Source organism: Tsukamurella pseudospumae, from assembly GCF_001575195.1.
GTDB classification, from domain to species: Bacteria; Actinomycetota; Actinomycetes; order Mycobacteriales; family Mycobacteriaceae; genus Tsukamurella; species Tsukamurella pseudospumae.
In genome coordinates this window covers 85,035-107,213 of the sequence record NZ_LSRF01000055.1, presented here as the reverse complement: position 1 = coordinate 107,213, position 22,179 = coordinate 85,035, and the positions used below count along the sequence as shown (strand labels likewise).

The following is a 22,179-nucleotide window of genomic DNA, read 5'->3' as shown; positions in this document are numbered from 1 at the left end:
CATCGTCCTCCAGTCCGTGGGCGGCGCGCGGCCGCACACCGTCGGGTGATCCCTCCGCAGGAGAGTCTTCCACCCGCCGCAGGCCCAGCCGGTCTAGCCTCGATCGGACATGGACATCTCGATCACGCGCGCGGACCTCGACGACCCGGCCCTCGCGGACTTCCTCCTCGCCCACCTGCGCGACATGGAGCCGACCGCACCGCCGGAGAGCCGGCACGCCCTCGACCTCGCTGCGCTCCGCGCCCCGGGTGTTCGCCTGTGGACGTTGCACCGGGACGGCGAGCTCGCCGGCACCGTCGCACTCGCGGCGGTCGAGCCCGATCATGAGGAGCTCAAGAGCATGCGCGTTGCTCCCTCCGCACGCGGCCTCGGCATCGGTCACCTGCTGCTCCGGCACGTCCTCGACGACGCACGCGCACGCGGTGTCGAGCGGGTGTCGCTCGAGACCGGCAGCCAGGAGTTCTTCGCGCCGGCCCGGGCTCTGTACATCGCGCACGGCTTCGCGGTGTGCCCGCCCTTCGGTGGGTACATCGCGGACCCCAACAGCGTCTTTCTCACCAGGATGACCGCTGAGATGTAGCCCTGAGCGGCGCCGGGCAGGGAAGTCCCAGGTCGCACAGGGGCGGCGCCGCTGGAGGTCACTTCTCAGCGACCATCCCGAGTACGGACCGGACCGGACGGCACGCCCGGCACGCCCCGAGCCCGGAGTTCGAGACGGCGCAATTCGAGAGCCCGCGCATTTCGGGTGCGCTGGCGCATTTCGGGTGCGGATGCACTCCCGCACCCGTTTCACCCGGGCGCACCCGGCATGCCGGGTGCGCTGGCGCATTTCGGGTGCGGATGGCTTCCCGCCCCCGATTCGCCCGGGCGGCCCGCCCGCCCGCAGCCGCTCCGCCCGCCCGCTCCGGCCGCCCGGACCGCGCGCCGCCGTCGACGTCCGCGGCCGGAATGCGCCGGGTACCGTCGTTGTTGAGATCGGTGGCGCCCCGAAGCCATCGGGGAAGAGCCGGACTAGGAGCTGATATGACTGACAACGGCACCATCACCACCACCCCCGGCCGCGAGACCGCGGTGCTGGCGGGCGGCTGTTTCTGGGGGATGCAGGACCTGCTCCGCAAGCAGCCGGGCATCGAGGCCACGCGGGTGGGCTACACCGGCGGCAGCAACGACCACGCCACGTACCGCAACCATCCCGGTCACGCGGAGGCGGTCGAGATCGTGTTCGATCCGGCGAAGACCAGCTACCGCGACGTGCTGGAGTTCTTCTTCCAGATCCACGACCCGTCCACGAAGGACCGGCAGGGCAACGACCGGGGCTCGAGCTACCGCTCCGCGATCTTCCCGCTGAGCGAGGAGCAGGAGAAGGTGGCGCGCGACACCATCGCCGATGTCGACGCCTCGGGGCTGTGGCCGGGCAAGGCCGTCACCACGATCGAGGCGCCGGCGCCGTTCTGGAACGCCGAGCCGGAGCATCAGGACTACCTCGAGAAGTACCCGGACGGCTACACCTGCCACTTCCCGCGGCCCGGCTGGAAGCTGCCCAAGCGGGCGACGGCGTGATCATCGCCCCGCGCCTCGGCTGACGTCCGGGCGCGGGGATCACCGCAGATCGAGGGTGGCGATGCCGGTCAGCCGGCATCGCCACCGTCCGTCTCGGGACACGAGGACGGCGAGCACCGCCTCGCACGCGCGGCAGCGCATGACCAGGCCCATCGCCGTGGCGAAGACCCGCGCGATCGCGATCTCGCCGTGGGCGCCGCATCCGGCGCACTCGGCGGCGGCCGCGCTCAGGTCGACGCCGAAGACCTCCGCCAGCGGCCCCGCCGCGGCGTTCCCGTCCAGTTCGGCCATGATCAACCACCTCCGAATCGTTCGGTGCGGATCGCCGACGCGGCGTGCCCCAGCGATACCGCCCACGCTGTGACCGTCTCGACGAAGGGCGTCGGCCCGCACACGAACAGTGCCGGGGACTGCGCTGCGGGAATCGTCGCCTCCGCGAACTCGTCCTGGGTGAGCCGGCCCGCGGGGCGGGCACCGTCGGACTCGCGAGTCCGCACGACATCGACGCGGGTGCGTCCGAACCCGGCGAGCTCGGCGCCGAAGAAGGCGTCGGCCCCCGTCCGCAAGGAGTACAGCAGCCGGAACTCGACGGGTCGCTCCGCGCCTTCGTTGGCCGCGGCCATGGGGATCAGCGGCACCACGCCCGAGCCGCCCCCGATCAGCTGCACCGGGCCGGCGTGCGCGGGATCGTCCGGCCTCCAGAGGAAGTAGCGGCCCAGCGGCCCCTGCAGTTCCACCTCGTCGCCCACCGCGAGGTCGCGCACGAGGTAGGGGGAGACCTCGCCGTCGGCGACCTCGGCCACCACCAGCGTGAGCCGGGTGCCGGAGCCGGACGACGCGATCGAGTAGGACCGGGACGCCTGGTAGCCGTCGGGTGCGGTGAGCCGCAGGTCGACGTGTGCGCCTGCGTCGTTGCCCGGCCAGGTGGGCACCTCGAACGTCAGTCGCCGGGCCGTTGCGGTCTCGGCGCTCGCCTCGACCAGCCGCGCCCGGTGCCAGGCCACCCGCCGCGCGGTCACCAGTACCGCTCCTCGCTCCACGGGTCGCCGTGCAGGTGGTAGCCGTTCTGCTCCCAGAAACCGGGCTCGTCGTCGGGCATCATCTGCAGCGCGCGGATCCACTTGGCGCTCTTCCAGAAGTACAGGTGCGGCACGAGAAGCCGTGCGGGACCGCCGTGCTCGGGGTCGAGCGGCGCGCCCTCGGCCTCGATGGCGATCCACGCCTGGCCGTCCAGGAGTTCGTCGAGCGGCACGTTCGTGGTGTAGCCGCCGTAGCTGTGCGCCATGACGAAATCCTGTGTGGTCTCGATGTTCTCGAAGATCGCATCGAGTGGCACTCCGCGCCAGGGCATCTGGAGCTTGGTCCAGTGCGTCACGCAGTGGATGTCGGTGGTGATGTCCTCCACGCCCAGCGCGAGCAGTCCGTCCCAGTCCCAGGAGTGCTTCTCGCCGGTCTCGGTGTACACGGAGAACTCGAACCGCTCCGTGCTCACCTGTGGTGTGGGCCCGGCCGAGAGTACGGGCCAGTCCTCCACCAGAGTCTGCCCGGGCGGCAACGCGGGATCGTCCCGGCGCCGCCGGCCGCCGAAGCCCTGATTGATGATCGCCATCCCACCGCCTCGCTCACCGGATTTGCACGAGCATAGCGCCGAACTCGCCCGTGCGCCGGGGGAATCCGCGAGCCGTCAGGCCCAGTCGGGGGTGGCGGTCAGGTCGGCCAGCAGGCCGCGGACCGCCATCGCCCGACGGTGCGCCGTCCCCTCCAGTCCGTCGAGGGCGCACTCCGGATCGGCGGGCGGACCGAGATGTGTACACCCGCGAGGACAATCGAGAACGGCCTCCGCCAGGTCGGGGAAGGCCGCGACCACGTCGTCGGTGGAGATGTGCGCGAGCCCGAAGCTGCGGATACCGGGGGTGTCGACCACCCAGCCGCCCGCGGGCAGCCACAGCGCCACGGACTGTGTGGACGTGTGCCGCCCCTTGCCCACTCCGGACACGACGCCGGTGGCGCGGTTGGCATCCGGCACGAGGCGGTTGACCAGAGTCGACTTCCCGACGCCGCTGTGCCCGATGAGCGCGGTGACGCGTCCGGTCAGCAGATCGTGCGCCTCGTCGAGCGGGTCGCCGCGGCCGGCGGCGATCACCGTCAGGTCGAGGTCGGCGAACGCGGCGGTGAACTCCTCCGCGTCGGCCAGGTCGCCCTTGGTCAGGCACAGTACCGGCGTCAGTCCACCCGCGTAGGCGGCGATGAGGGTGCGCTCGACGAAGCCGGTGCGCGGCGGCGGGTCCGCGAGCGCGGTCACGATGAGCAGCTGGTGGGCGTTGGCGACGACGATCCGCTCGTACGGGTCGGTGTCGTCGGCGGTCCTGCGCAGCACCGTCTTCCGCTCGTCGACCCGGACGATCCGCGCCAGGGTGTCCTTGCGGCCGGTCAGGTCGCCGACGACGCCGACCGAGTCCCCGACGACGATGGGGGAGCGGCCCAGCTCGCGGGCCCGCATGGCGGTGATCACCCGTTCCGGGTCGCCGCCGAGGGCGCAACCCCAGCGGCCGCGGTCCACGGAGACGACCATCGCCGTCTCGGCGTCGCTGTGGTCGGGCCGGTTCTTGGTGCGTGGACGACTGCTCTTGCCCGGGCGCACCCGGACATCGGTCTCGTCGTACTCGCGCTTACCCAACGAGCCGGCTCACGACCGGTTGCCCAGCAGCGTGTTCCACATGGCGGGGAAGTCGGGCATGGTCTTGCCCGTCGTCGCGATGTCCTCGACCTGCACGCCCTCGGTGACCAGCCCCAGGATCGCGCCCGCGGTGGCCATGCGGTGGTCGGCGTAGCTGTGCCAGACGCCGCCGTGCAGCGTCGCCGGCTCGATGTGCAGGCCGTCCTCGGTCTCGGTGCAGCGCCCGCCGAGCGCGGTGATCTCGGCGGTGAGCGCGGCGAGCCGGTCGGTCTCGTGGCCGCGCAGGTGCGCGATGCCCCGCAGGTGCGATGGTGAATCCGCCAGGGCCGCAAGCGCGGCGACGGTGGGCGTGAGCTCGCCGATGTCGCGCAGATCCCAGTCCACGCCGTGCAGGGCGCCGGTCCCACTGGCGGTGATCGCACCGTCGGCGTACGAGACCCCGGCCCCCATCGCCGTGAGGATGTCGGCGAACTGCACACCCGGCTGCGTCGACGCCGGGTTCCAGTGCGGGACGGTCACGGCGCCGCCGGTGACCGCCGCCGCCGCGAGGAAGACGGTGGCGTTCGACAGGTCCGGCTCGACCGTCCAGTCGTGCGCGCGGATCCCGCCAGGCGCGACGCGCCAGGTGTTCGCCTCGGAGGTGTCGACCTCGGCGCCCGCGGTGCGCAGCATGTCGACGGTCATGTCGATGTGCGGCATGGACGGGACGGGCTTGCCGTCGTGGTGCACCACGACACCCTCGACGAAGCTCGGCGCGCTGAGCAGCAGGCCCGAGACGAACTGGGAGCTCGCCGACGCGTCGATGGTGACGGTGCCGCCGCGGATCGGTCCGTCGCCGTGGACGGTGAAGGGCAGCCCGTCGCCGTCGATCCGGGCGCCGAGCCCGCGCAGCGCGTCGAGCACCGTGCCCAGTGGCCGGGCCCGGGCCTGCGGGTCACCGTCGAAGTCGACGGTGCCGCGCGCCCCGGCCGCGAGGGAGGGGAGGAAGCGCATCACGGTGCCGGCGAGTCCGCAGTCGACGACGCCGCCGTGCAGCGGACCGCCGGTGACGGTGACCGTGGTCCCGCCCGCGAACGCGACCTCGGCTCCGAGTGTCTGCAACGCGGCGGCCATGAGGTCGGTGTCGCGGCTGCGGAGGGCGTTCGTCAGCGTCGAGGCGGACGGTGCCTGAGCGGCCAGGATGTACGCGCGATTAGTGATCGACTTCGAGCCCGGGAGGGCGATCGTGCCCGTCACCGGGCCGACGGCGAAGGGCGCAGGCCACAGCTCCAACAGGTCCACCGGCCCATCCTCGCACATGAGGGCGACCTCACCGCGTGCTACCTTGCTGGGCAGAACAGGTCAGGTCATCACCGCCGGGAGATCCTCGATGAAGCGTAATCGTACGTCCGTGGGCAGGGCTGTCTCGACGGCCGCCACCTTCGCCGCTGTGGCGACCGTCGCGGGGCTCCTCGCGCCCGTCGCGTCGGCCGATCCGAAGCCGGCGGAGCCGCCGAAGAACAAGGCCGGCGAGCTGGTCATCGGTTCCGGCAACCTCCCCGACTCGATGGACTTCGGCGGTGCCGTGCTGTCCGGTGCGGCCGCGGGCTGGAACGGCGCGTGGGCGTCGCTGAACACCGCCAAGGTCGATCCGGCCGACTGCAAGGTGCTCTACGCGGGCCTGCCGATCCCCAAGGGCACCGACACGGCGCAGACCAACGGAAGCTCGCGTGGGACCACCTGGTCGATGGTGGTCTCCAAGTTCGCGATCGATGTGGCGCCGCTGCGCGCCGCGCTCCCGAAGTGCGCGTCGTTCAAGGCCGTCAAGGACGGCGTCGTCAATGAGGTCACCGTGCGCGAGATCGCCGCGACCGGCATCCCCGGTGGCCTGGGCCTCGAGTTCACGCAGAAGAGCAAGCGCGGCAACCAGGTCGAGTACCTGCAGTCACGGCAGTACACCGGCGTGGTCAACGGAGTCACCATGTCGCTGCGCGGTGGGCGCCAGTCCCGCGAGGCCGCCCCCTTCGTGGGTGCCGACGATCAGCTGGCCGTCGATCTGCTTCGCGTGCAGAGCACCATCCTGAAGAACCCGCCGGAGCCGCAGCAGGCGGCCCCCGCTCCCGCCGCGAGCGGGTCGGCGAAGCCCGCGGCGCCGGCCTCTGCGAAGCCGGGCGCGCCCGCGTCGGCCAAGCCGGCCGCGCCGTCGGCGAAGCCGGCTGCACCGTCGTCGGCGGCCCCGAAGGCGCGCTGATCTCTGAACTAATGTTCAGGTAGAATCCGGGGTGTGGAGACCACTCGGGAGTTCAGCGTCGGACAGCTCGCCGCCCGCAGTGGCGTGGCGGTGTCTGCGCTGCACTTCTACGAGCGCGAGGGGCTGATCACCGCACGCAGGACCTCCGGCAACCAGCGGAGGTATCCGCGGGAGATGCTGCGTCGCGTCGCGTTCATCCGGATCAGCCACCGCGTAGGCATCCCCCTGTCCACGATCCGCGAGGCGCTCGAGACGCTGCCGAACGGCCGCACGCCCACGCGGACGGACTGGGAGCGCCTCTCGCGCTACTGGCACGACGATCTGTCCCACCGGATCGACGAACTGACCCGCCTGCGCGACAACCTCACCGACTGCATCGGCTGCGGCTGCCTGTCCATGGCTTCCTGCGCACTCGCGAACCCGCACGACGCCCTGGCCACCACCGGCGTCGGGCCCCGGCGCGTGTTCGACAGCTTCGAGGAGTAGTCCGATGTGCGGACGGTACGCGGTGACCACGGATCCGGCGCTGTTGGCGGGCGAGATCGACGCGGTGGATGAGACGGCGGGCGTCGAGCTCGACGTGCCGGGCTACAACGTCGCGCCCACGACGAGCATCGTCACCGTCGTCGCGCGGCACTCGCGCGAGCAGCCCGACGATGCCCCGACCCGTCGGCTGCGCGCGATGCGCTGGGGGCTGCTGCCGCACTGGCAGAAGTCGCTGAGCGGCCCGCCGCTGTTCAACGCGCGTGCGGAGTCCGTCGCCGAGAAGCCGGCGTTCCGCACCGCGATCAAGAACAAGCGCTGCCTGATCCCGATGGACGGCTGGTACGAGTGGCAGGTGCTCGACCCGGATGGCAAGAAGCCGCGCAAGCAGCCGATGTACCTGACCCCGCAGGACGGCACCCGGATGTACATCGCGGGACTGTGGTCGGTGTGGCGTCCCGCCGACGCCGGGCTCGACGTGCCGCCCGTCCTCTCGGCGACGGTGCTGACCACGGACTCCGTCGGCCCGCTGCGCGCGGTGCACGACCGGATGCCGCTCGTACTCACCCCCGAACTGTTCGACCAGTGGCTCGATCCCGACGGTCCCGTCGACCCGGCGCTGTTGCTCCCGCCCGCCCTCGACGTGGCCGAGCGCATCGAGATCCGCCCGGTGTCCGCCTTGGTCAACTCCGTCAAGAACGATGGTGCCGCCCTCATCGAGCGCACCGAGCCCGGCTCCGGGCCCGGCCAGCTCAGCCTGCTCTGACGGAACCTGTCGGACCCTCGATCTACGCTGCGGAGCATCGAAGAAATCGAACCCTTGGGGGAGGGGGCGATGGCGGCACACTACTGGGTGATGCTGATCGTGGCGGGGCTGACCGCTGTCGGTGTGGTCGGGACGCTGTGGCAGAGGCAACGGTCGGAGCAGATGGATCGCCTGCTGAAAGCAGAGCATGAGGCGCGCACCGAATGGTGGAAACGGTTCGAGTGGGCTGCGGAGCAGTCGTTGAAGTCCGACGACATCGGGCAAGCGTTCGGACTACGGATTCTGGATGCGCTGTCCGTGTCCCCGCTCGTGACCACGAGCGAGCGGGAAATCCTGCGTGTGGTGGCGATCGGCTCCCGAAGGCGCAACAATATCAACAGAAAGAAAGGCGCCCGGCGATGACGAGCATCGAAGACAGTGCCCGTGAGCGGGACGAGGCTGATTTCGAGCTTCGGGGTCGAACCCCTGAGGCACGCCAGGCGAGCGCCAGCATCCTTGTGAACATCGATCGACAAGAGGGCAAGACGACCCCGCAGTGGGTGATCGACGTCGCCGAGGGGCGGCTCCCGGCCTGAACCGGCAACCGCCCCGTCGAGCTACGTGATGGTGCGGATCAGCTTCTTGTTGAGGAACTCCTCGATTCCCAGCGGGCCCATCTCGCGGCCGAACCCGGAGCGCTTCACGCCGCCGAAGGGCAGTTCGGCTCCCTCGGCGAGCACACCGTTGACGAACACCATGCCCGCCTGGATCCGGTCGGCGACGCGGGCGGCCTGCTCGGGATCGGTGGTGAACACGTAGGACCCGAGGCCGAACGGGGTGTCGTTGGCGAGTGCCAGCGCCTCGCCCTCGCCCTCCACGCGGTAGACCGTGGCGACGGGACCGAACAGCTCCTGCCGGAACGCGGGGTTGTCCTCCGTGACGTTCGTGAGGACGGCGGGCGGGTAGAAGGCACCGTCGCGCTGCCCCTCGATGGCGAGGTGCGCGCCCGCCTCCACGGCGCTGTTGACCTGCTGTTCGAGCCCGATCGCGGCGCGCTCCGAGGACAGCGGCGCGATGCCCTCGCCCGCGGCGAGGATCTTCGCGGTGAACCTCGCGACGAAGTCGTCGTACAGGTCGGCGGCCACGATGAACCGCTTGGCCGCATTGCAGGACTGGCCGGTGTTGTCGAGACGGCCTGCGACCGCGGCGTCGACCGTCGCGTCCAGATCGTGGGTGGAGAGCACGATGAACGGGTCCGAACCGCCCAGCTCGAGGACGCACTTCTTGAGGTTCCGGCCGGCGACCTCCGCGACCGCCGCTCCGGCCCGCTCCGAGCCGGTCAGTGACACCGCGGCGACGCGGGGGTCCGCGATGATGTCGGCGGCCTGCTCATTGGTCGCCCGGATGTTCACGTACGCGCCCGACGGCAGGCCGGCCTCGGTGAAGATCAGCTGCATCGCCTCCGCCGATTCGGGGCACTGCGGTGCGTGCTTGAGCAGAATCGTGTTGCCCGCCGCCAGGTTCGGGCCCGCGAACCGCGCCACCTGGTAGTACGGGAAGTTCCACGGCATGATCCCGAACAGCACGCCGATCGGGGAGCGGCGGATCACCGCCGAACCCTCGCCCTCCAACAACTCCAGCGGCTGATCGGCGAGGAAGCGCTCCGCGTTGTCGGCGTAGTACGTGTAGATCGCCGCCGAGAAGTCGACCTCGCCCAACGCGTCCTCGAGCGGCTTTCCCATCTCCCGCTGGATGATTCCGGCGAGCATCTCCCGGCGCTCGGTGTGCAGTTCGGCGACGCGCCGGACGAGGGCCGCGCGCTCGGCGACGGTGGATTCCTGCGGCCAGGTGCGCGCGGCGCGCGAGGCGGCGTCGAGCGCGGCCTCGACCTCGGCGGGCTCAGCGGTCGGGTAGGTCTGCAGCACCTCGCCGGTCGCCGGGTTCGTGACTGCGTACTGGACGTCGACCATGTCGGATCTCCTCGTGGGGGACGGAACGGGTTCGTCCCCCACGATAGGCGCCCCAACACATCCCGTGTGTCGTCTCCGACGCTACTGCCACGCGAACAACTGCACCTGGTACCCGTCCGGGTCGAGCACGCCCGCGTACCGCTGTCCCCACGGCGCGTCGAAGGGTGCCATCGCACCGGGATGGCCGGCAGCGAGAAGCTCCGCGTACACCTCGTCGACCACGGCGGGCGAGGCGCAGAGCACACACAGCGTGGCGCTCTGGCCCGTCGGCTTCACCCAGTCGGGCTCCATCGTCCGGATCACCGCGGCGGTGTCCCACATCAGCCGCATCCCGCCGGGCAGCTGTGCCTCCACGTGCGGCTCGTGCTCGGCACCGTCGGGAATGTCCAGGCCGAGCAGGCGGTAGAAGGCGAGGGTGGCGGCGAGGTCGTCCGCGACCATGCCGATGGCGTCGAAGCGCAGGCGTTCAGTCATGGGATCACCGTATGCGCGGTGGTGCCGACGGGTCTTGAAGGTTTCGGACATACTCGACTGCGTGTACCGCGAACGCGCGTCGAGGATCCCCGGCGCGGTCCGGTGGTCCTCGACGGGGAGCGCCGGGACCGCGCTGATCCTGCCCGACGGCTGCATGGACGTCATCGTGATCGACGGCGCGCCCGTCGTCGCCGGTCCGGACGCCGTCGCGGCGCACGTCATGAGGTCCGACGGTGCGCGACTCGACGGCCTGCGGTTCCCGCCCGGTGTTCTCCCGCAGCTGCTGGGCGTCGCCGCCGACGAGCTCACCGGCGTGCGCGTCCCCCTGGCCGAGGTCCTCCCGCGCCGCCGGCTGAAGGTCTCGCACGACCCCGAGGAGATCGCGGCGCAGCTCCTCGACGACGTGGTCCTCGACCGACGGATCACCGGGATCGCGGCCCGGCTCGAGACGGGGCGCCCCGTCGCCGGCATCGCGACGGAGGCCGGGCTCGGGGAGCGGGCGCTGCACCGTCTGGCCCGGCGATCGTTCGGCTACGGCCCGAAGACCCTCGCGCGGATCCTCCGGTTCCAGCGCGCGGTGACCCTGATCCGTGCGGGCGACGCGCTCGGCGTCGCGGCGGCATCGTCGGGCTACGCGGACCAGGCCCACCTGACCCGCGAGGTGCGCGCGCTGACCGGCGTCACGCCGCGGACGCTGCTCGCGCCTGCGCACACGATGGAGTCCGGCGCTACCAGTTGATGCCGGGGAGGCGGTTGAGGGTCTTGCGGGCGAGGCGGCGCAGGCCCTGATCACCGGAGATGCCGAACAGCGGGCTGACCGCCGCGGTGGAGATGTCCTTCGACAGGTCCTTCGTGGCGGCGAGCCGACCGCGCGGCGTATCCACCTCGGCCACATCGACTTCCACGACCTGCGCGGCGCCGGCCCCGTCGTCGTCCGAACCGGCGGACTCGGGGAAGAGCAGATAGCCCTGGTGCTGCGCGGCGGCGGCGATCCGCGGCGAGAGGAACTGGCCGAACTGGGCGAGTGTGCCCAGCGGGGTGTCGATGCGGCGCGGCCGCTCGACGATGGCGCGCACCACGATCTGGCCGGCTTTCTCCACCGACAGCGCCATGGCGTTGTCGTAGGCGTCGGTCGGCTCGATCATCCGGGTGCGGGTGAGCGGCATGTGGATGTTGGTGAAGGTCACGTGGTCCGACATCGTCTCGGCCGCGGTGATGTCGCTGAACGCCTCGAGCGCCGACTTCGAGGCGATGTACGCCGCGAACCGCGGCCCGCGCACCTGCACGCCGATCGACGACACGTTGACCACGTGCCCGGACTTGCGGGCGACCATGTGCGGCAACAGTTCCAGGATCAGGTACACGGCGCCGAAGTAGTTCACGGCCATCGTGCGCTGGTAGTCGTGGGCGCGGTCGACCGAGTCGACGGTCGCGCGCCGGATCGATCGCCCGGCGCTGTTGACCAGGACGTCGACGTGGCCGTGCTCCGCGAGGATCTGAGCGACGGTGGTGCGCACGGCCTCCGGGTCGGTCACATCGCACTGGTAGGGCCGGACGATGCCCTTCGGGACACCGGGCAGCCCCGGCTCCGCCTCGATGCGCAGCACCGCGTCGGCGAGGTCCTCGGGCTTGCGGGCGACGATGAACACGTTCGCGCCCTTGAGCACTGCCTGCTTCGCGGCCTCGCGGCCGATGCCCGAGGACCCCCCGGTGAGCAGGATGTGCTTGCCCACGAGCGGGCCGCGGGGGTCGTCGCGGCGGTTTCTGGCGGGATCGAGGTGCTCGGCCCAGTAGCGGAACAGGCGGGGACCGTAGGACTTCAGGCGCGGCAGCGCCACCCCGAGTCGGCTCAGCACCCGGTAGCTGGCCTCCGAGTCGAAGCGGGTGTTGTAGAACGGGTGATCCAGGATCGACGGCGGGATCCCGATCTGGCGGGCGACGGTGTCCCGGAACGCGCGCACCTCGTTACGGCGCCCGATGCGCGCGGCCAACTCGCCCAGCGGCGCGCTGGGCAGCGGCAGCGTCTTGGGGCCGGAGAACGCGGGCGCGATCGCCTCGTAGATCGCGGCCATGCTCTGGCCCTTGGGGTCCGCCAGGTGGTAGACGGTGCCCGGCGCCGGCGGAGCGGTCACCAGTGCGACCAGAGCGGCGGCGACGAAGTCGACCGGCACGATGTTCGTGTACCCGAGGTTGGCGAACGGGACGTGCAGGTGGTGCGGGATCGTGCCCATCAGGCGCAGGAACGGGAAGAAGTAGTACGGGCCGTCGATCTTGTCGATCGCCCCCGTCATCGAGTCGCCCACCACGATGGACGGGCGGTAGACCTGCCAGGGCACGGACGAGCCGCGGACGAGCCGCTCCGCCTCGTACTTGGTGCGGTGGTAGGGGGTGGGGAAGTCCTGGGCGACGTCGAAGTCGGACTCGGCGAACCACCCCTCGTGGTTTCCGGCCACCGCGAGCGAGGACACGTGGTGCATCGTCGCGCCGAGCCGCTCCGCCAGTTCCAGGGTGTTGCGGGTGCCGCCGACGTTGGTGAGCTGCTGGATCTCCTCCGGCGCCTCCATGTCGTAGACGGCGGCGAGGTGGATCACGTGGTCGACGTGCTCGGGCAGGTCTCCGGGGGTGATGCCGAGGCCCGGCTCCGTGACATCGCCCGCCACCGGCACGACCTGCGGCGCCAACTCGTGGCCGAGGTCCGCGATCAGCCGCTCGAACCTCGGCAGTGACGCGTCGCGCACCAGCAGGTAGATCGTGCTCCCGTGCTCCGCGGCGGCGAGCCGCGCCACCACGGCACGGCCGATGAAGCCCGTCCCGCCCGTGACGAAGTAGCTGGCCATATCACGAACCTACTTTCCGGCGCGGCCACCGCCAAACCCGCCTTGCCCGCCCGCACTCACCTATTGACTACCACGCCCGGTCACGGGGCGGCGAGGGGCGCGAGCACGGCGGACGTCGCGGCCACGAGGTCCGACGGTGCCAGCTCCACCTCCAGGCCCCGTCGGCCGGCCGAACAGAAGACGGTCTCGAAGCCCAGTGCGGACTCGTCGACGGCTGTCGGCAACCGCCTGCGCTGCCCGAGCGGGGACACCCCGCCGAGCACGTAGCCGGTGACCCGTCGCACGTCAGTGGGGTCGGCCATGGCCGGTCGGTGCAGGCCCAGCGCAGCGCCCGCGGCCTTGAGGCTGAGCTTGCCGGAGGTCGGCACGATCGCCACGGCGAGCTGCTTCCCGTCTGTGATGACCAGCGTCTTGAACACCCGCGCCGGGTCGTTCCCCAATGCCTGCGCCGCCTCGCCGCCGAAGGACTCGGCCCGCGGATCGTGCTCGTACGCGTGCACCCGGAACTCGATCCCCGCCGCCTGCAGCGCCGCGATCGCCGGCGTCGCCGCCGCGTTCTTCTTCCCCATGCCGCCCAGTCAATCAGGTGGACTCGTGGTGGACGAACGGTATGAAGACTCGCACGACGAAACGAAGCCGCCTCCGTGTTCTGGGCGTATGACGACGTCGAGCACAGTCAGGTTGGACGCTTCTCCCTCCACCCGAATCGTTCCCTCCCCACCGAAACGCCCGTTGTTTCGAGGGGAGGGAACGGATCGGGGGGAGCGGGCGGTGAACTGGTGGGGAGGGGACGGAACGGCGGGGAGAGGACGGATCGAGGGGGGAGCCCGACGGTACCCGGGGCCCCGGATTGCGGCGTACCGTCGACGGACGTGGGATGGATCGCCGAGAACCTGAGTCCCTCCGCGCTGGCGGCGCGGGCGCTGCGGACCCGCCGGCTGGTGCGCGCGCCGATCTGGCTGTTCCAGCACGGGCTGGGGCGGTTGATGGGCCCGCGGATGGTGATGATCGAACACGTCGGCCGGAAGTCCGGCGAGCCGCGGTACGTGGTGCTCGAGGTGGTCGATCGGCCGGACGTGGACACCGTGGTGGTGTGCAGCGGCTTCGGTGAGACCGCGCAGTGGTACCGCAACCTGCGCGCTCACCCGGACTGCCGGGTCACCGTCGGGAACCGGGACCGAGCGGCGCGCGCCGAACTGCTGGACCCCACGGCTTCCGACGAGGTGCTCGAGCGGTACCGCACCGCGCACCCGGTGGCGTGGGAGCGGCTGCGGGGCGCGATCGAGAAGGCGGTGCAGCACCCCGTCGACGGTCTGCCCATGGTCCGGCTCCGGCTGGGTTGATCCGGACGGCACGGGAACAAGCGGGCGGACCGCGCTGTTGCAGAGGTCGTGAGTGCAGGTAGCGGAGCAGCGGTCCTCGAGCGACCGGTAGCCTTCGTCGGTATGACCGACCGGGAGAACGCGGACGTAGCGGAACTGGACTCGGCGCCCGACGAGACGACCGAGACGCCCGAGCAGCTGACGGCGCGTTTCGAGGCCGAGGCGCTGCCGCTGCTCGACCAGCTGTACGGCGCCGCGCTGCGGATGACCCGCAACCCGGCGGACGCGGAGGATCTGGTCCAGGAGACCTACGTGAAGGCCTACAGCGCCTTCCGCAGCTTCAAGAAGGGCACCAACCTCAAGGCGTGGCTGTACCGCATCCTCACCAACACGTACATCAACGGTTACCGCAAGAAGCAGCGGCAGCCGGCGCAGTACCCCACGGACGAGATCACCGACTGGCAGCTCGCGGCCACGGCGGAGCACAGCTCCACCGGCCTGCGCTCCGCGGAGATCGAGGCCCTGGACGCGCTGCCCGATGACGAGATCAAGGAAGCGCTCTCGAAGCTCCCGGAGGACTTCCGCATGGCGGTGTACTACGCCGATGTGGAGGGCTTCCCGTACAAGGAGATCGCGGACATCATGGGAACCCCCATCGGCACGGTGATGTCGCGGCTGCACCGCGGCCGGCGTCAGCTGCGTGCCGAGCTGGAGGGGGTCGCGCGGGAGCGAGGGTTCCTGCGGGGCGCCGCCGACGACGAGGTCGACGCCGCCGATCAGGAGGTGGAGAAGTGACCTATTCGTCGGACGGGAACCCGGACCTCGAGCTCGACTGTTCCGCCGTGATGGCGGACGTCTGGCTGCTGTTGGACAACGAGTGCGACTCCGCCGCGAAGGAGCGGCTCAAGGCGCACATCGACGGCTGCTCGCAGTGCCTGTCGCACTACGGCATCGAGCAGCAGATCAAGTCGCTCGTGAACCGCAAGTGCGGCGGTGAGCGCGCCCCCGAGGGGCTGCGCGAGCGGCTGACGATCAGCATCCGGCACACCGAGGTGCGATTCCGCCCGGAGTGACCGGTCCGCACACATGACGAGGGCCCGCCGACATCGCGTCGGCGGGCCCTCGTGCGCAAGTGCGGTGAATCCCTGATGGCTCAGGAGTTCGGACGCTTGCCGTGGTTGGCGGCGTTCTTCTTGCGCCCGCGCTTCTTACGTCCACGCTTTCCCATGGCGGTCTCCTTCCTGTCCCGAGCTCATTCGCAGTACCGGCTATTGTTTCACGACGGCACCGACGACGACAAAAAGGCGGTCCCATGGCCTCCCTCGCCGACCTCCTGGCGATCCACACGGACCTCCCCGGCCGTGCCGCGCGCCACCTGCAGCGCATCGCCGGCGAGTGGCAGCTGCTCGCCGATCTGTCGTTCGCGGACCTGCGGCTGTGGGTGCGCAACGACCCGGAGGGCGACCGGACCGACCCGTCGTACATCTGCATCGCGCAGTGCCGCCCCAACACGACCTCGACCGTCTACGACTCCGACGGTGTCGGCGTCGTCGTCCCGCCCTGGGAGGCCCCCACGCTGCACGCCGCGTTCGAGGGCGCCGTGGTGGTGCGTGGCGTGACCCCGGCCTGGACGGGCCCCTCCCGGGTGCGACGCGAGGCGGTCCCGGTGTCCTCGGACGGCGAGGTCGTGGCCGTCCTCACCCGTGACTTCAACGTCACCCACCCGCGCACTCCCAGCCCGCTCGAGGTCGCGTACACCGAGTGCGCCGACGACCTGTGCACGATGGTCGCCGAGGGCACCTTCCCCGAGCGGGAGGAGCTGCCCACCGGCGAGGCGGAACCCCGGGCCGGCGATGGTTTCGTCCGAGTCGACGCGCAGGGCAAGGTCGTGTTCGCGAGCCCGAACGCGCAATCGGCCTACCGTCGGATGGGCGCGCCCAGCGACCTCGAGGGCAGTGGTCTGGTGGAGGTCACCGCGGAGCTGGTGGGGGACTCCTTCGAATCGGAGGACCTGGCCGTCGCGCTCGACGGTGCGTTGCAGCGCGGGGAGGGCTCGCGGATCGAGCTGACGAAGGGCGGCGTGACCGTCGTACTGCGCGTGCTCGGCCTGCATCCGAACGGCCGGCCGGCAGGCGCCGCCGTGCTGCTCCGCGACGTGACGGAGCTCAAGCGCCGCGACCGCGCCCTGATCTCCAAGGACGCGACCATCCGGGAGATCCATCACCGGGTGAAGAACAATCTCCAGTCGGTCTCGGCCCTGCTCCGGCTGCAGGCCCGCCGCACGCGCAACGACGAGGCCAAGCGCGCCCTCCAGGAGTCCGTGCGCCGCGTCGCATCGATCGCGCTCGTACACGAGACCCTGTCGATGAGCGTGGACGAACACGTCGACATCGACGAGGTGATCGACCGGCTGATCCCGATCATGGGCGATGTCGCGCCGGCCGAGGGCGCGGGGACGGTCACCGTCGTGCGGCGTGGCGACGTGGGCCTACTCGACGCCGACCGCGCGATGCCGCTGGTCATGGTCGTCACCGAGCTCATCCAGAACGCGATCGAGCACGCCTTCGGGCCGGGGGAGTCGGGCACCGTCGAACTGCTCGCGCACCGGTCCACCAGGATGCTCGAGGTCACCGTCCGGGACGACGGTGCGGGCCTTCCGCCCGGCTTCACACTCGACGGTTCCGACCGCCTGGGCCTGCAGATCGTGCAGACGCTCGTGACGTCCGAGCTGGGCGGTGAGCTGCGCCTGACCACCTGGGACGGTGGGACGGACGCGGTGGTGCAGGTACCGCTCCAGCCCGCCTGACCGGCGCACGAAGAGGGCCCGGTGGAGATCCACCGGGCCCTCTTCGAGTGGTGCTTCCTACACAGCGGTGCGCGTGCGGGTGCGCGCGTTGCGACGCTTGAGCGCGCGACGCTCGTCCTCGCTCATGCCGCCCCACACACCGGCGTCCTGACCGGACTCCAGCGCCCAGGACAGGCACTCGGCGGTCACGGGGCAGCGGTTGCAGACCAGCTTGGCGTCCGCGATCTGCGCGATGGCCGGGCCGCTGTTCCCCACGGGGAAGAAGAGCTCGGGATCCTCGTCGCGACAGATGGCCTTGTGGCGCCAATCCATGTCAGTACACTCCTTCAGGCGCGCGGGCGCGCCACTCATCGCAGGTGCCGATCCGGCACCGAATTTCCAGGCTGTTAACGCGGGGGGAACCGAACTGTTTCCGCGTTGTTACGTCATGAATATTTCCACGTTCCCGGCAGTAGTCAAGAGATTCCGACTCAGAGGTGGGTTATCTCACAGCGGGGGCGGTGAGACCGTGCCTACGAGCGGTCTACTACACTGCTGCCGGTTCAGCGGCGTGCCCGCAAGAATATCCGCACACGCTGCAGGTTTGCAACAGTTTTCTTGCGCTTGGTGATCAATCGCTCAATCCGCCCGTGGTGCTGGCCTCATGTCGAGTCCGTGGGAAGCCCCGGCCGGGAGGCTGCGCTCGCCGCCGTGCCGGTCAGCGCACGCGCGGCAACGGGGGCAGGTCCGCCACGACCCGGATCCGCTCGGGCGAGTACCAGAACCGCACCTCGGTGCGCTCGCCGAGATGGTCCCCGTCGACCTGAGCCGCGACCGGGACGTCGCTGGTCACGCGCAACTCGGGCAGGTCGTCGTGCCGGACGAGATGGCGCACCGTCGGGCCCTTGGTGCGGCGGGCCGAGAGCATCTGCCGGACCAGCATCAGGTTCGGGATCGTGCGCATCGAGCGCGACGCGAACACGCCCAGCCCGGTGCCGTAATCGGTCCCCGGGTTGGTGACGACGGCGCGGTTGTTGAGGAAGGTCCACGGGCTCGCGTTCGAGACGAACGCGAAGTGCACCCCGTCGATGTCCTGCCAGGTGCCCGGCTGCTCGCCCGGCAAGTGGACGGTGAGCTGCGGCTCGCGTCGCGCCGCCTGGAAGAAGGTGCGGATGGAGGTGCGCACGTACCGCCCCGAGGTCGCGGCCTTGCCCTTGGCGCGCAGCGCCTCCATGTTCGCGATGACCTCGGCGTCGACGCCCATGCCCGCGTTGAACAGGAAGTAGCGCTCGTCGGCGCAGCCCAGGCCGATGGTCCGGAAGCTGCGGCGCGCCAGCAGGTCGGTGAGGTGGACGGTGGCCTCCTCCGGATTGCGCGGGACCGCGAGGGACCGGGCGAAGACGTTCGCACTCCCGCCGGGGATCACCGCGACGGCCGGCAGGGATTCGGGGGCGGCCGGGGCGGCCTCGCCGGGCAGGCCCTCCCGCCCGAGGATTCCGCACACCACCTCGTTGACGGTGCCGTCGCCGCCGTGCACGATCACCAGATCGGTGCCGTCCGCGCGGGCCGCGGCGGCGAGCTCGGCCGCGTGACCGCGGTGTTCGGTCTGCGCCAGGGTCACGTCCAGCGTGGACGCCAACGCCATGGCGACGAGGTCTCGTCCCGCCGCGGTGATGGACGTGGCGTTGGGGTTCGAGATCAACAGGGCGCGCACACCGAGCAGCCTACCCACGCCGCCCCGATACCCTGGTGCCGTGACGACCAACGACGGTGACCGGCCCCGCGCGACGCGCTCGACGGCGAAGCGCTCGGGCGCCACGCGTACCGCCGCGCCCGGCACGGTCCTCGTGGCCGGCGGCCTCGTGGCGCTCGAGGGCGCGATCGCGCTGGTCGTGGGCGTCGTCGAGCTGGTGCGCGGGCTGACCGGCAGCGCCGCCACCACCACCGGCGCCTACGGCCTGGCCTTCTGGATGATCCCGATGGGCGCCGCAGTGCTCGCCGGCGGCGTCGCGCTGCTGCGCGGCAAGCGCTGGGGCCGCACCGTGGGCGTGCTCACCAACCTGCTGCTCGGTTTCACCGGCATCAGCGGCGCTTTCGCCCAGAGCTCGCCGCTGCTCGGCTACCCCCTCCTCGCCCCAGCGATCGTCGTGCTCGTCCTGCTGTTCAGCCCGCCGACGGTGGCGTGGCTCGAGGGGGAGTACCGCCGGGACTGACCGGGGTCTTGGGCCCGGTACGAAAGACAGCGTCGGGCCCTCCGTCACTCGCCGCGCCTTGCGCGACTACCGATTCTGTTCGGGGCGGGTGAGGAAGATCGGCTTGCCGAAGGTGGTCAGTGTGTCGTCGGTGGCGTCGGTGCTGATGGCGACGGTGGCGTAGGTGCGGACTTGGACGCCGCCGATGCAGTTGTCCACGGCGATGCGGATGTCGCGGGACATGACCTGCGCGTTGGGGCCGACGACGGCCTTCTTGGCGTACGGGATGTCTTTGGTGGTGCCGGGTTTGAGGATGCCGGAGATGTTGCCGGTTTCGGTGACGGTGTCGGAGAGGGTGCCGGAGAGGCTGCCGGTTCCGGTGCCGGAGACGCTGCCGCCGCCTTGGCCGCCGCTGGAGCCGCCTTGGCCTTGTCCGGTGACGGTGCCGGATGCGGTCACGGTGGGGGTGATCGAGGCGGTGGTGGCGTTGGATAGGGATCCGCCAACGGTCAGGCTGTCAGCGGTGACTGCGCAGCCGACTTGAACTCCTGTTGTGAGGGTTGCCGACTTGATCTTGTTGACAGGCTTGTGTTTTGCGTCGGCGATCTCGATCTTCGCTTCGCCGCCGACGGAGCTGAATCCTTCGAAGCTCTGGGGTGATCGATTCAGCGGTGGCACGCTGTCGAGCTTCTCGCCGAACTTGGAGACGGTCACCTTCCATCCGTCCCGGGTGATCAGTTCGCGGCTGGTGTCGGCGAACTCGCCGGTGCGGATCTGTCCGGGGACCGGCACGCGCATCAGGGGCGCCGGCGGCGGGGCCACTGTAGCCGCCGCAGGTGACGGCTTGGGTGCTGGAGCGGGCGCGGCAACAGCCGGGCCGGCGGCGAGCGTGACCGCCGCCGCAGCGGCACACAGCGCGATCAGCGTCCGCGGCAGCCGAGACGTGTGGGTACGTGCGGAGGTTGGCATGTCGAAGTCTCCCTGGGTGAAGTCAATTCACAGATGTCACATCTGCAACAACAGCCCCAATGGCACCACACTGGGCACGTGTACGCAATCCGGGTAGATAACAGATCGATCACAGTTGCGTGGATATCGCATCCACGTGATCGCGATCACAGACCCGGTGGGGTCGCGGTGTGCGGCCGGTCTACGGGTGCAAGGTGGGCAAGGTTTCCGGATTCAGGTGTATTGACCTGCGGTGTTTGTGGTGCGCGGCGGCGACGGTGGCTCCGAGAGTCGATCCTCGGTAGGCGAGCTAACCGTGGGTGATAACGAATTTGAACTACGGCAATGAGACAACTATCCGCTACGGTTGGATCTACCGGATCGCGATAGCCCGGCTGATGTGCCCGTGATGTAGCAAGTTTTGCCGAAAGGGGAGGCCCATGTCCGCGGACGAGGCCCGGCCGCTAGCTGTGCAACAACCGGCACCGGGGCCCCAGCCCGGTGCGTCCAGATCGGCGTCGCCGCCCCCGAGTGCGGCCACCGGGGGCGAACCTGATGGGAAGTCCGCCGATGACGAGCTCCGCGCCCTGGCGCGGAAGGCCGCCGGGCTGGTCATCGGACTGGTGCTGTTGATCGGCTGCGGGTTCGCCGTCTCGCATCTGAACGCGTGGGGCGAGCGGTGGACGATGCCGTTGGTCTTCGTGGTGTTCGTGCTGGTGATGATGCTCGCGAGCAACCTTGTGGTGGGTGGCGCGAGTGCGGTGTGGAACGCCGCCCGTAGCGGCGCCCGGTGATGACCCCACCTGCCGAGCCTGGTCGGAGCGGGGATGGTGCTGCGGTGTTCGCCTCGGCGTTGCGTCGGCTGTTCACTCTGGCCGGTTCGCCGACGGTGCGCGCGGTGGCGGACGCTGTCGGGGTCAGCGCGGCGACGGTGTCGAACTGGCGTACCGGTCGGCATCTACCCGCTGAGTTCGAGACGGTCGAGCCGATGCTGGTGTGGTTGACCGCCCGCGCCACCAGTAATCGGCACGTGGTCGCCGAGGTGGTGACGGTCTCGCAGTGGCAGCAGTTGTTCAGCACGGCGACCGGCCGTGATCCCGCGCTGCCGGTGCTCACGCAGATCGCGACCGCGGCCGAGCAGTGGGCGCTCGACACCGATACCAGCGAGCCTGTGCAACTCGACGCGGCTCGGCTTCTCCTTCTGAGCTGTGTCGCAGTCTCGTCGACCGGAGTTCTCACTCTTCGCGTCCCCGAGCTGCCCGCCGCCGCGGGCCGCATAGTAGCAGAGCTTGTTGAGATCGGTGTTCTGAGCCTGACTCCCGACCCCGGCGACGAGAACCAGGACCTCGTGCGATTGACGGATCTGCGCGTGATCGAGACCTGGTCGCGCCTGTCGACGTGGGTCGAGCAGGCCCGGCCGGTCCTCATCTCCCGCAGCGCACTCGAGCAGGACGCCCAGCGCTGGGCGACCGCCGGCCGGCCCCGCGCGTGGCTCTACGACCACGTGCGCCTGACCTTGACCGCGGACGCGTTGATCGCACTCAGCCCCGACCTTGGCGCTGCGGGCACGCAGAGTGCGGCGTTCTGGTTCGGAGCGGCGACCACTGCGCATATCCCGCCCGGAACCGTCACCGAATTCTGGGCCGCCTCGCAAGCTGCGTCCCTGCGCACGCTCCGCGTGCATCAGATGATCGCCGCCGTGCTCATCGCGCTCATCGCGATGACCCTCGGCCTCGGCCTCGCCCTCGGCGCCGTGACCGCATGAGGCCGGCGATGAACGCCCGCCAAGACCGTGACACCCGGCCAGCATCCGGAGTCGCCGAGGAGGCCGCTGCACCGCACGATGATGGGCGATATGCGTTGTTCAGTGGGCCGTTGAACAAGCCCCGAACCGGGGTGCCGTGTTTAGTCACCCCACTAAACACCACTAAACAAACCAGTCCTGGCCTGCGAAAA

28 protein-coding genes are annotated in these 22,179 nt (G+C 70.4%); 15 read left to right on the top strand and 13 right to left on the bottom strand.

Going from position 1 to position 22,179, the window contains the following annotated elements:
• Window positions 1-109: 109 nt before the first annotated feature.
• Entirely contained in the window at window positions 110-580 is a 471-nt protein-coding gene (locus AXK60_RS14380; RefSeq protein WP_068571865.1) for a GNAT family N-acetyltransferase, read from the top strand.
• A 443-nt stretch (window positions 581-1,023) separates the two neighbouring features.
• The gene (msrA, locus tag AXK60_RS14375) at window positions 1,024-1,560 is read left to right on the top strand and encodes a peptide-methionine (S)-S-oxide reductase MsrA (RefSeq protein WP_068571864.1); all 537 of its coding nucleotides are present in this window, start codon (window positions 1,024-1,026) and stop codon (window positions 1,558-1,560) included.
• 39 nt (window positions 1,561-1,599) lie between these two features.
• Here msrA and AXK60_RS27065 read toward each other — a convergent pair whose 3' ends face one another.
• From AXK60_RS27065 to aroA, 5 genes are all read right to left on the bottom strand, one after another.
• Window positions 1,600-1,851, bottom strand: coding sequence for a DUF6510 family protein (locus tag AXK60_RS27065; protein ID WP_068571862.1), 252 nt, complete (start codon window positions 1,849-1,851; stop codon window positions 1,600-1,602).
• A 2-nt stretch (window positions 1,852-1,853) separates the two neighbouring features.
• Complete coding sequence (locus tag AXK60_RS14365) at window positions 1,854-2,579, bottom strand: FAD-binding oxidoreductase (protein ID WP_244881111.1); 726 nt, start codon at window positions 2,577-2,579, stop codon at window positions 1,854-1,856.
• Window positions 2,576-3,169 carry a molybdopterin-dependent oxidoreductase gene (locus tag AXK60_RS14360; RefSeq protein ID WP_068571860.1) on the bottom strand — a complete coding sequence of 198 codons (594 nt, stop codon included), beginning with the start codon at window positions 3,167-3,169 and terminating at the stop codon, window positions 2,576-2,578. The genes AXK60_RS14365 and AXK60_RS14360 overlap by 4 nt, the downstream gene beginning before the upstream one ends.
• Window positions 3,170-3,244: 75 nt before the next feature.
• The gene (gene rsgA / locus AXK60_RS14355) at window positions 3,245-4,237 is read right to left on the bottom strand and encodes a ribosome small subunit-dependent GTPase A (RefSeq protein ID WP_068571858.1); all 993 of its coding nucleotides are present in this window, start codon (window positions 4,235-4,237) and stop codon (window positions 3,245-3,247) included.
• A gap of 9 nt (window positions 4,238-4,246) precedes the next feature.
• A complete protein-coding gene (aroA, locus tag AXK60_RS14350) occupies window positions 4,247-5,536 on the bottom strand; it encodes a 3-phosphoshikimate 1-carboxyvinyltransferase (RefSeq protein ID WP_139057976.1) in 1,290 nt (429 codons plus the stop codon).
• Window positions 5,537-5,606: 70 nt separating this feature from the next.
• Here aroA and AXK60_RS27060 point away from each other — a divergent pair, with 70 nt between their 5' ends.
• From AXK60_RS27060 to AXK60_RS27055, 5 genes are all read left to right on the top strand, one after another.
• Window positions 5,607-6,467: a hypothetical protein gene (locus AXK60_RS27060; RefSeq protein WP_175400031.1), complete on the top strand. Its 861-nt coding sequence runs from the start codon at window positions 5,607-5,609 to the stop codon at window positions 6,465-6,467.
• Between the two features lie 33 nt (window positions 6,468-6,500).
• Window positions 6,501-6,953 (top strand): redox-sensitive transcriptional activator SoxR, encoded by a 453-nt coding sequence (gene soxR / locus AXK60_RS14340; protein WP_068571853.1) that lies wholly within the window; start codon window positions 6,501-6,503, stop codon window positions 6,951-6,953.
• Between the two features lie 4 nt (window positions 6,954-6,957).
• Window positions 6,958-7,716, top strand: coding sequence for an SOS response-associated peptidase (locus tag AXK60_RS14335; protein ID WP_068571851.1), 759 nt, complete (start codon window positions 6,958-6,960; stop codon window positions 7,714-7,716).
• A gap of 69 nt (window positions 7,717-7,785) precedes the next feature.
• Entirely contained in the window at window positions 7,786-8,118 is a 333-nt protein-coding gene (locus AXK60_RS14330) for a hypothetical protein (RefSeq protein WP_068571849.1), read from the top strand.
• Window positions 8,115-8,291, top strand: a complete 177-nt coding sequence (locus AXK60_RS27055) for a hypothetical protein (RefSeq protein WP_156485544.1) — start codon at window positions 8,115-8,117, stop codon at window positions 8,289-8,291. Before AXK60_RS14330 ends, AXK60_RS27055 begins: the two co-directional genes overlap by 4 nt.
• 21 nt (window positions 8,292-8,312) lie before the next feature.
• Here the strand turns inward: AXK60_RS27055 and AXK60_RS14325 are convergent, their stop codons facing one another.
• Window positions 8,313-9,665 carry an NAD-dependent succinate-semialdehyde dehydrogenase gene (locus tag AXK60_RS14325; RefSeq protein WP_068571847.1) on the bottom strand — a complete coding sequence of 451 codons (1,353 nt, stop codon included), beginning with the start codon at window positions 9,663-9,665 and terminating at the stop codon, window positions 8,313-8,315.
• 81 nt (window positions 9,666-9,746) lie between these two features.
• Window positions 9,747-10,139 carry a VOC family protein gene (locus tag AXK60_RS14320; protein ID WP_197466734.1) on the bottom strand — a complete coding sequence of 131 codons (393 nt, stop codon included), beginning with the start codon at window positions 10,137-10,139 and terminating at the stop codon, window positions 9,747-9,749.
• Window positions 10,140-10,200: 61 nt separating this feature from the next.
• On the opposite strand from AXK60_RS14320, the gene AXK60_RS14315 reads away from it, so the two are divergent.
• Complete coding sequence (locus AXK60_RS14315) at window positions 10,201-10,878, top strand: helix-turn-helix domain-containing protein (protein ID WP_068571843.1); 678 nt, start codon at window positions 10,201-10,203, stop codon at window positions 10,876-10,878.
• Here the strand turns inward: AXK60_RS14315 and AXK60_RS14310 are convergent.
• Both AXK60_RS14310 and ybaK read right to left on the bottom strand, forming a co-directional pair.
• On the bottom strand, window positions 10,868-12,976 hold the full coding sequence (locus AXK60_RS14310; RefSeq protein ID WP_068571841.1) for an SDR family oxidoreductase: 2,109 nt from the start codon (window positions 12,974-12,976) through the stop codon (window positions 10,868-10,870). The two genes, AXK60_RS14315 and AXK60_RS14310, sit on opposite strands and share 11 nt — an antisense overlap.
• An 80-nt stretch (window positions 12,977-13,056) precedes the next feature.
• On the bottom strand, window positions 13,057-13,545 hold the full coding sequence (gene ybaK, locus AXK60_RS14305; RefSeq protein ID WP_068571840.1) for a Cys-tRNA(Pro) deacylase: 489 nt from the start codon (window positions 13,543-13,545) through the stop codon (window positions 13,057-13,059).
• Window positions 13,546-13,848: 303 nt separating this feature from the next.
• Here ybaK and AXK60_RS14300 point away from each other — a divergent pair, with 303 nt between their 5' ends.
• The 3 genes from AXK60_RS14300 (at window position 13,849) to rsrA (ending at window position 15,371) form a co-directional block, all read left to right on the top strand.
• Window positions 13,849-14,319: a nitroreductase family deazaflavin-dependent oxidoreductase gene (locus AXK60_RS14300; protein ID WP_068571838.1), complete on the top strand. Its 471-nt coding sequence runs from the start codon at window positions 13,849-13,851 to the stop codon at window positions 14,317-14,319.
• 102 nt (window positions 14,320-14,421) lie between these two features.
• Entirely contained in the window at window positions 14,422-15,093 is a 672-nt protein-coding gene (locus tag AXK60_RS14295; protein WP_082778045.1) for a sigma-70 family RNA polymerase sigma factor, read from the top strand.
• Complete coding sequence (gene rsrA / locus AXK60_RS14290; protein ID WP_082778044.1) at window positions 15,090-15,371, top strand: mycothiol system anti-sigma-R factor; 282 nt, start codon at window positions 15,090-15,092, stop codon at window positions 15,369-15,371. The genes AXK60_RS14295 and rsrA overlap by 4 nt, the downstream gene beginning before the upstream one ends.
• 80 nt (window positions 15,372-15,451) lie before the next feature.
• Here rsrA and AXK60_RS27965 read toward each other — a convergent pair whose 3' ends face one another.
• A complete protein-coding gene (locus tag AXK60_RS27965) occupies window positions 15,452-15,526 on the bottom strand; it encodes a 50S ribosomal protein bL37 (RefSeq protein ID WP_371820987.1) in 75 nt (24 codons plus the stop codon).
• 84 nt (window positions 15,527-15,610) lie between these two features.
• On the opposite strand from AXK60_RS27965, the gene AXK60_RS14285 reads away from it, so the two are divergent.
• Window positions 15,611-17,104, top strand: coding sequence for a sensor histidine kinase (locus AXK60_RS14285; protein WP_068571835.1), 1,494 nt, complete (start codon window positions 15,611-15,613; stop codon window positions 17,102-17,104).
• 57 nt (window positions 17,105-17,161) lie between these two features.
• Here AXK60_RS14285 and AXK60_RS14280 read toward each other — a convergent pair whose 3' ends face one another.
• Complete coding sequence (locus tag AXK60_RS14280) at window positions 17,162-17,416, bottom strand: WhiB family transcriptional regulator (RefSeq protein ID WP_013125780.1); 255 nt, start codon at window positions 17,414-17,416, stop codon at window positions 17,162-17,164.
• A 385-nt stretch (window positions 17,417-17,801) separates the two neighbouring features.
• The gene (locus AXK60_RS14275; RefSeq protein WP_068571904.1) at window positions 17,802-18,797 is read right to left on the bottom strand and encodes a diacylglycerol/lipid kinase family protein; all 996 of its coding nucleotides are present in this window, start codon (window positions 18,795-18,797) and stop codon (window positions 17,802-17,804) included.
• Between the two features lie 40 nt (window positions 18,798-18,837).
• On the opposite strand from AXK60_RS14275, the gene AXK60_RS14270 reads away from it, so the two are divergent.
• Window positions 18,838-19,296 (top strand): hypothetical protein, encoded by a 459-nt coding sequence (locus AXK60_RS14270; protein ID WP_068571833.1) that lies wholly within the window; start codon window positions 18,838-18,840, stop codon window positions 19,294-19,296.
• A gap of 66 nt (window positions 19,297-19,362) precedes the next feature.
• Here AXK60_RS14270 and AXK60_RS14265 read toward each other — a convergent pair whose 3' ends face one another.
• Window positions 19,363-20,244, bottom strand: a complete 882-nt coding sequence (locus AXK60_RS14265; RefSeq protein ID WP_082778043.1) for an MspA family porin — start codon at window positions 20,242-20,244, stop codon at window positions 19,363-19,365.
• Between the two features lie 419 nt (window positions 20,245-20,663).
• Between AXK60_RS14265 and AXK60_RS14260 the strand changes: the two genes are divergently transcribed.
• Window positions 20,664-21,017: a hypothetical protein gene (locus tag AXK60_RS14260; RefSeq protein WP_068571830.1), complete on the top strand. Its 354-nt coding sequence runs from the start codon at window positions 20,664-20,666 to the stop codon at window positions 21,015-21,017.
• 44 nt (window positions 21,018-21,061) lie between these two features.
• Window positions 21,062-21,988, top strand: coding sequence for a hypothetical protein (locus tag AXK60_RS14255; RefSeq protein WP_068571828.1), 927 nt, complete (start codon window positions 21,062-21,064; stop codon window positions 21,986-21,988).
• The last annotated feature ends 191 nt before the right edge of the window (window positions 21,989-22,179 follow it).

Bases quoted from the DNA above. Each gene is read 5' to 3' on its own strand.
- ybaK (WP_068571840.1), bottom strand. From the start codon at position 13,545: ATGGGGAAGAAGAACGCGGCGGCGACGCCGGCGATCGCGGCGCTGCAG.
- AXK60_RS14320 (WP_197466734.1), bottom strand. From the start codon at position 10,139: ATGACTGAACGCCTGCGCTTCGACGCCATCGGCATGGTCGCGGACGAC.
- AXK60_RS14330 (WP_068571849.1), top strand. From the start codon at position 7,786: ATGGCGGCACACTACTGGGTGATGCTGATCGTGGCGGGGCTGACCGCT.
- AXK60_RS14335 (WP_068571851.1), top strand. From the start codon at position 6,958: ATGTGCGGACGGTACGCGGTGACCACGGATCCGGCGCTGTTGGCGGGC.
- AXK60_RS14260 (WP_068571830.1), top strand. From the start codon at position 20,664: ATGTCCGCGGACGAGGCCCGGCCGCTAGCTGTGCAACAACCGGCACCG.
- AXK60_RS14295 (WP_082778045.1), top strand. From the start codon at position 14,422: ATGACCGACCGGGAGAACGCGGACGTAGCGGAACTGGACTCGGCGCCC.
- AXK60_RS14360 (WP_068571860.1), bottom strand. From the start codon at position 3,169: ATGGCGATCATCAATCAGGGCTTCGGCGGCCGGCGGCGCCGGGACGAT.
- AXK60_RS14310 (WP_068571841.1), bottom strand. From the start codon at position 12,976: ATGGCCAGCTACTTCGTCACGGGCGGGACGGGCTTCATCGGCCGTGCC.
- aroA (WP_139057976.1), bottom strand. From the start codon at position 5,536: ATGTGCGAGGATGGGCCGGTGGACCTGTTGGAGCTGTGGCCTGCGCCC.
- AXK60_RS14325 (WP_068571847.1), bottom strand. From the start codon at position 9,665: ATGGTCGACGTCCAGTACGCAGTCACGAACCCGGCGACCGGCGAGGTG.
- msrA (WP_068571864.1), top strand. From the start codon at position 1,024: ATGACTGACAACGGCACCATCACCACCACCCCCGGCCGCGAGACCGCG.
- AXK60_RS14285 (WP_068571835.1), top strand. From the start codon at position 15,611: ATGGCCTCCCTCGCCGACCTCCTGGCGATCCACACGGACCTCCCCGGC.
- AXK60_RS14265 (WP_082778043.1), bottom strand. From the start codon at position 20,244: ATGCCAACCTCCGCACGTACCCACACGTCTCGGCTGCCGCGGACGCTG.
- AXK60_RS14280 (WP_013125780.1), bottom strand. From the start codon at position 17,416: ATGGATTGGCGCCACAAGGCCATCTGTCGCGACGAGGATCCCGAGCTC.
- AXK60_RS27055 (WP_156485544.1), top strand. From the start codon at position 8,115: ATGACGAGCATCGAAGACAGTGCCCGTGAGCGGGACGAGGCTGATTTC.
- AXK60_RS14380 (WP_068571865.1), top strand. From the start codon at position 110: ATGGACATCTCGATCACGCGCGCGGACCTCGACGACCCGGCCCTCGCG.
- AXK60_RS27065 (WP_068571862.1), bottom strand. From the start codon at position 1,851: ATGGCCGAACTGGACGGGAACGCCGCGGCGGGGCCGCTGGCGGAGGTC.
- AXK60_RS27060 (WP_175400031.1), top strand. From the start codon at position 5,607: ATGAAGCGTAATCGTACGTCCGTGGGCAGGGCTGTCTCGACGGCCGCC.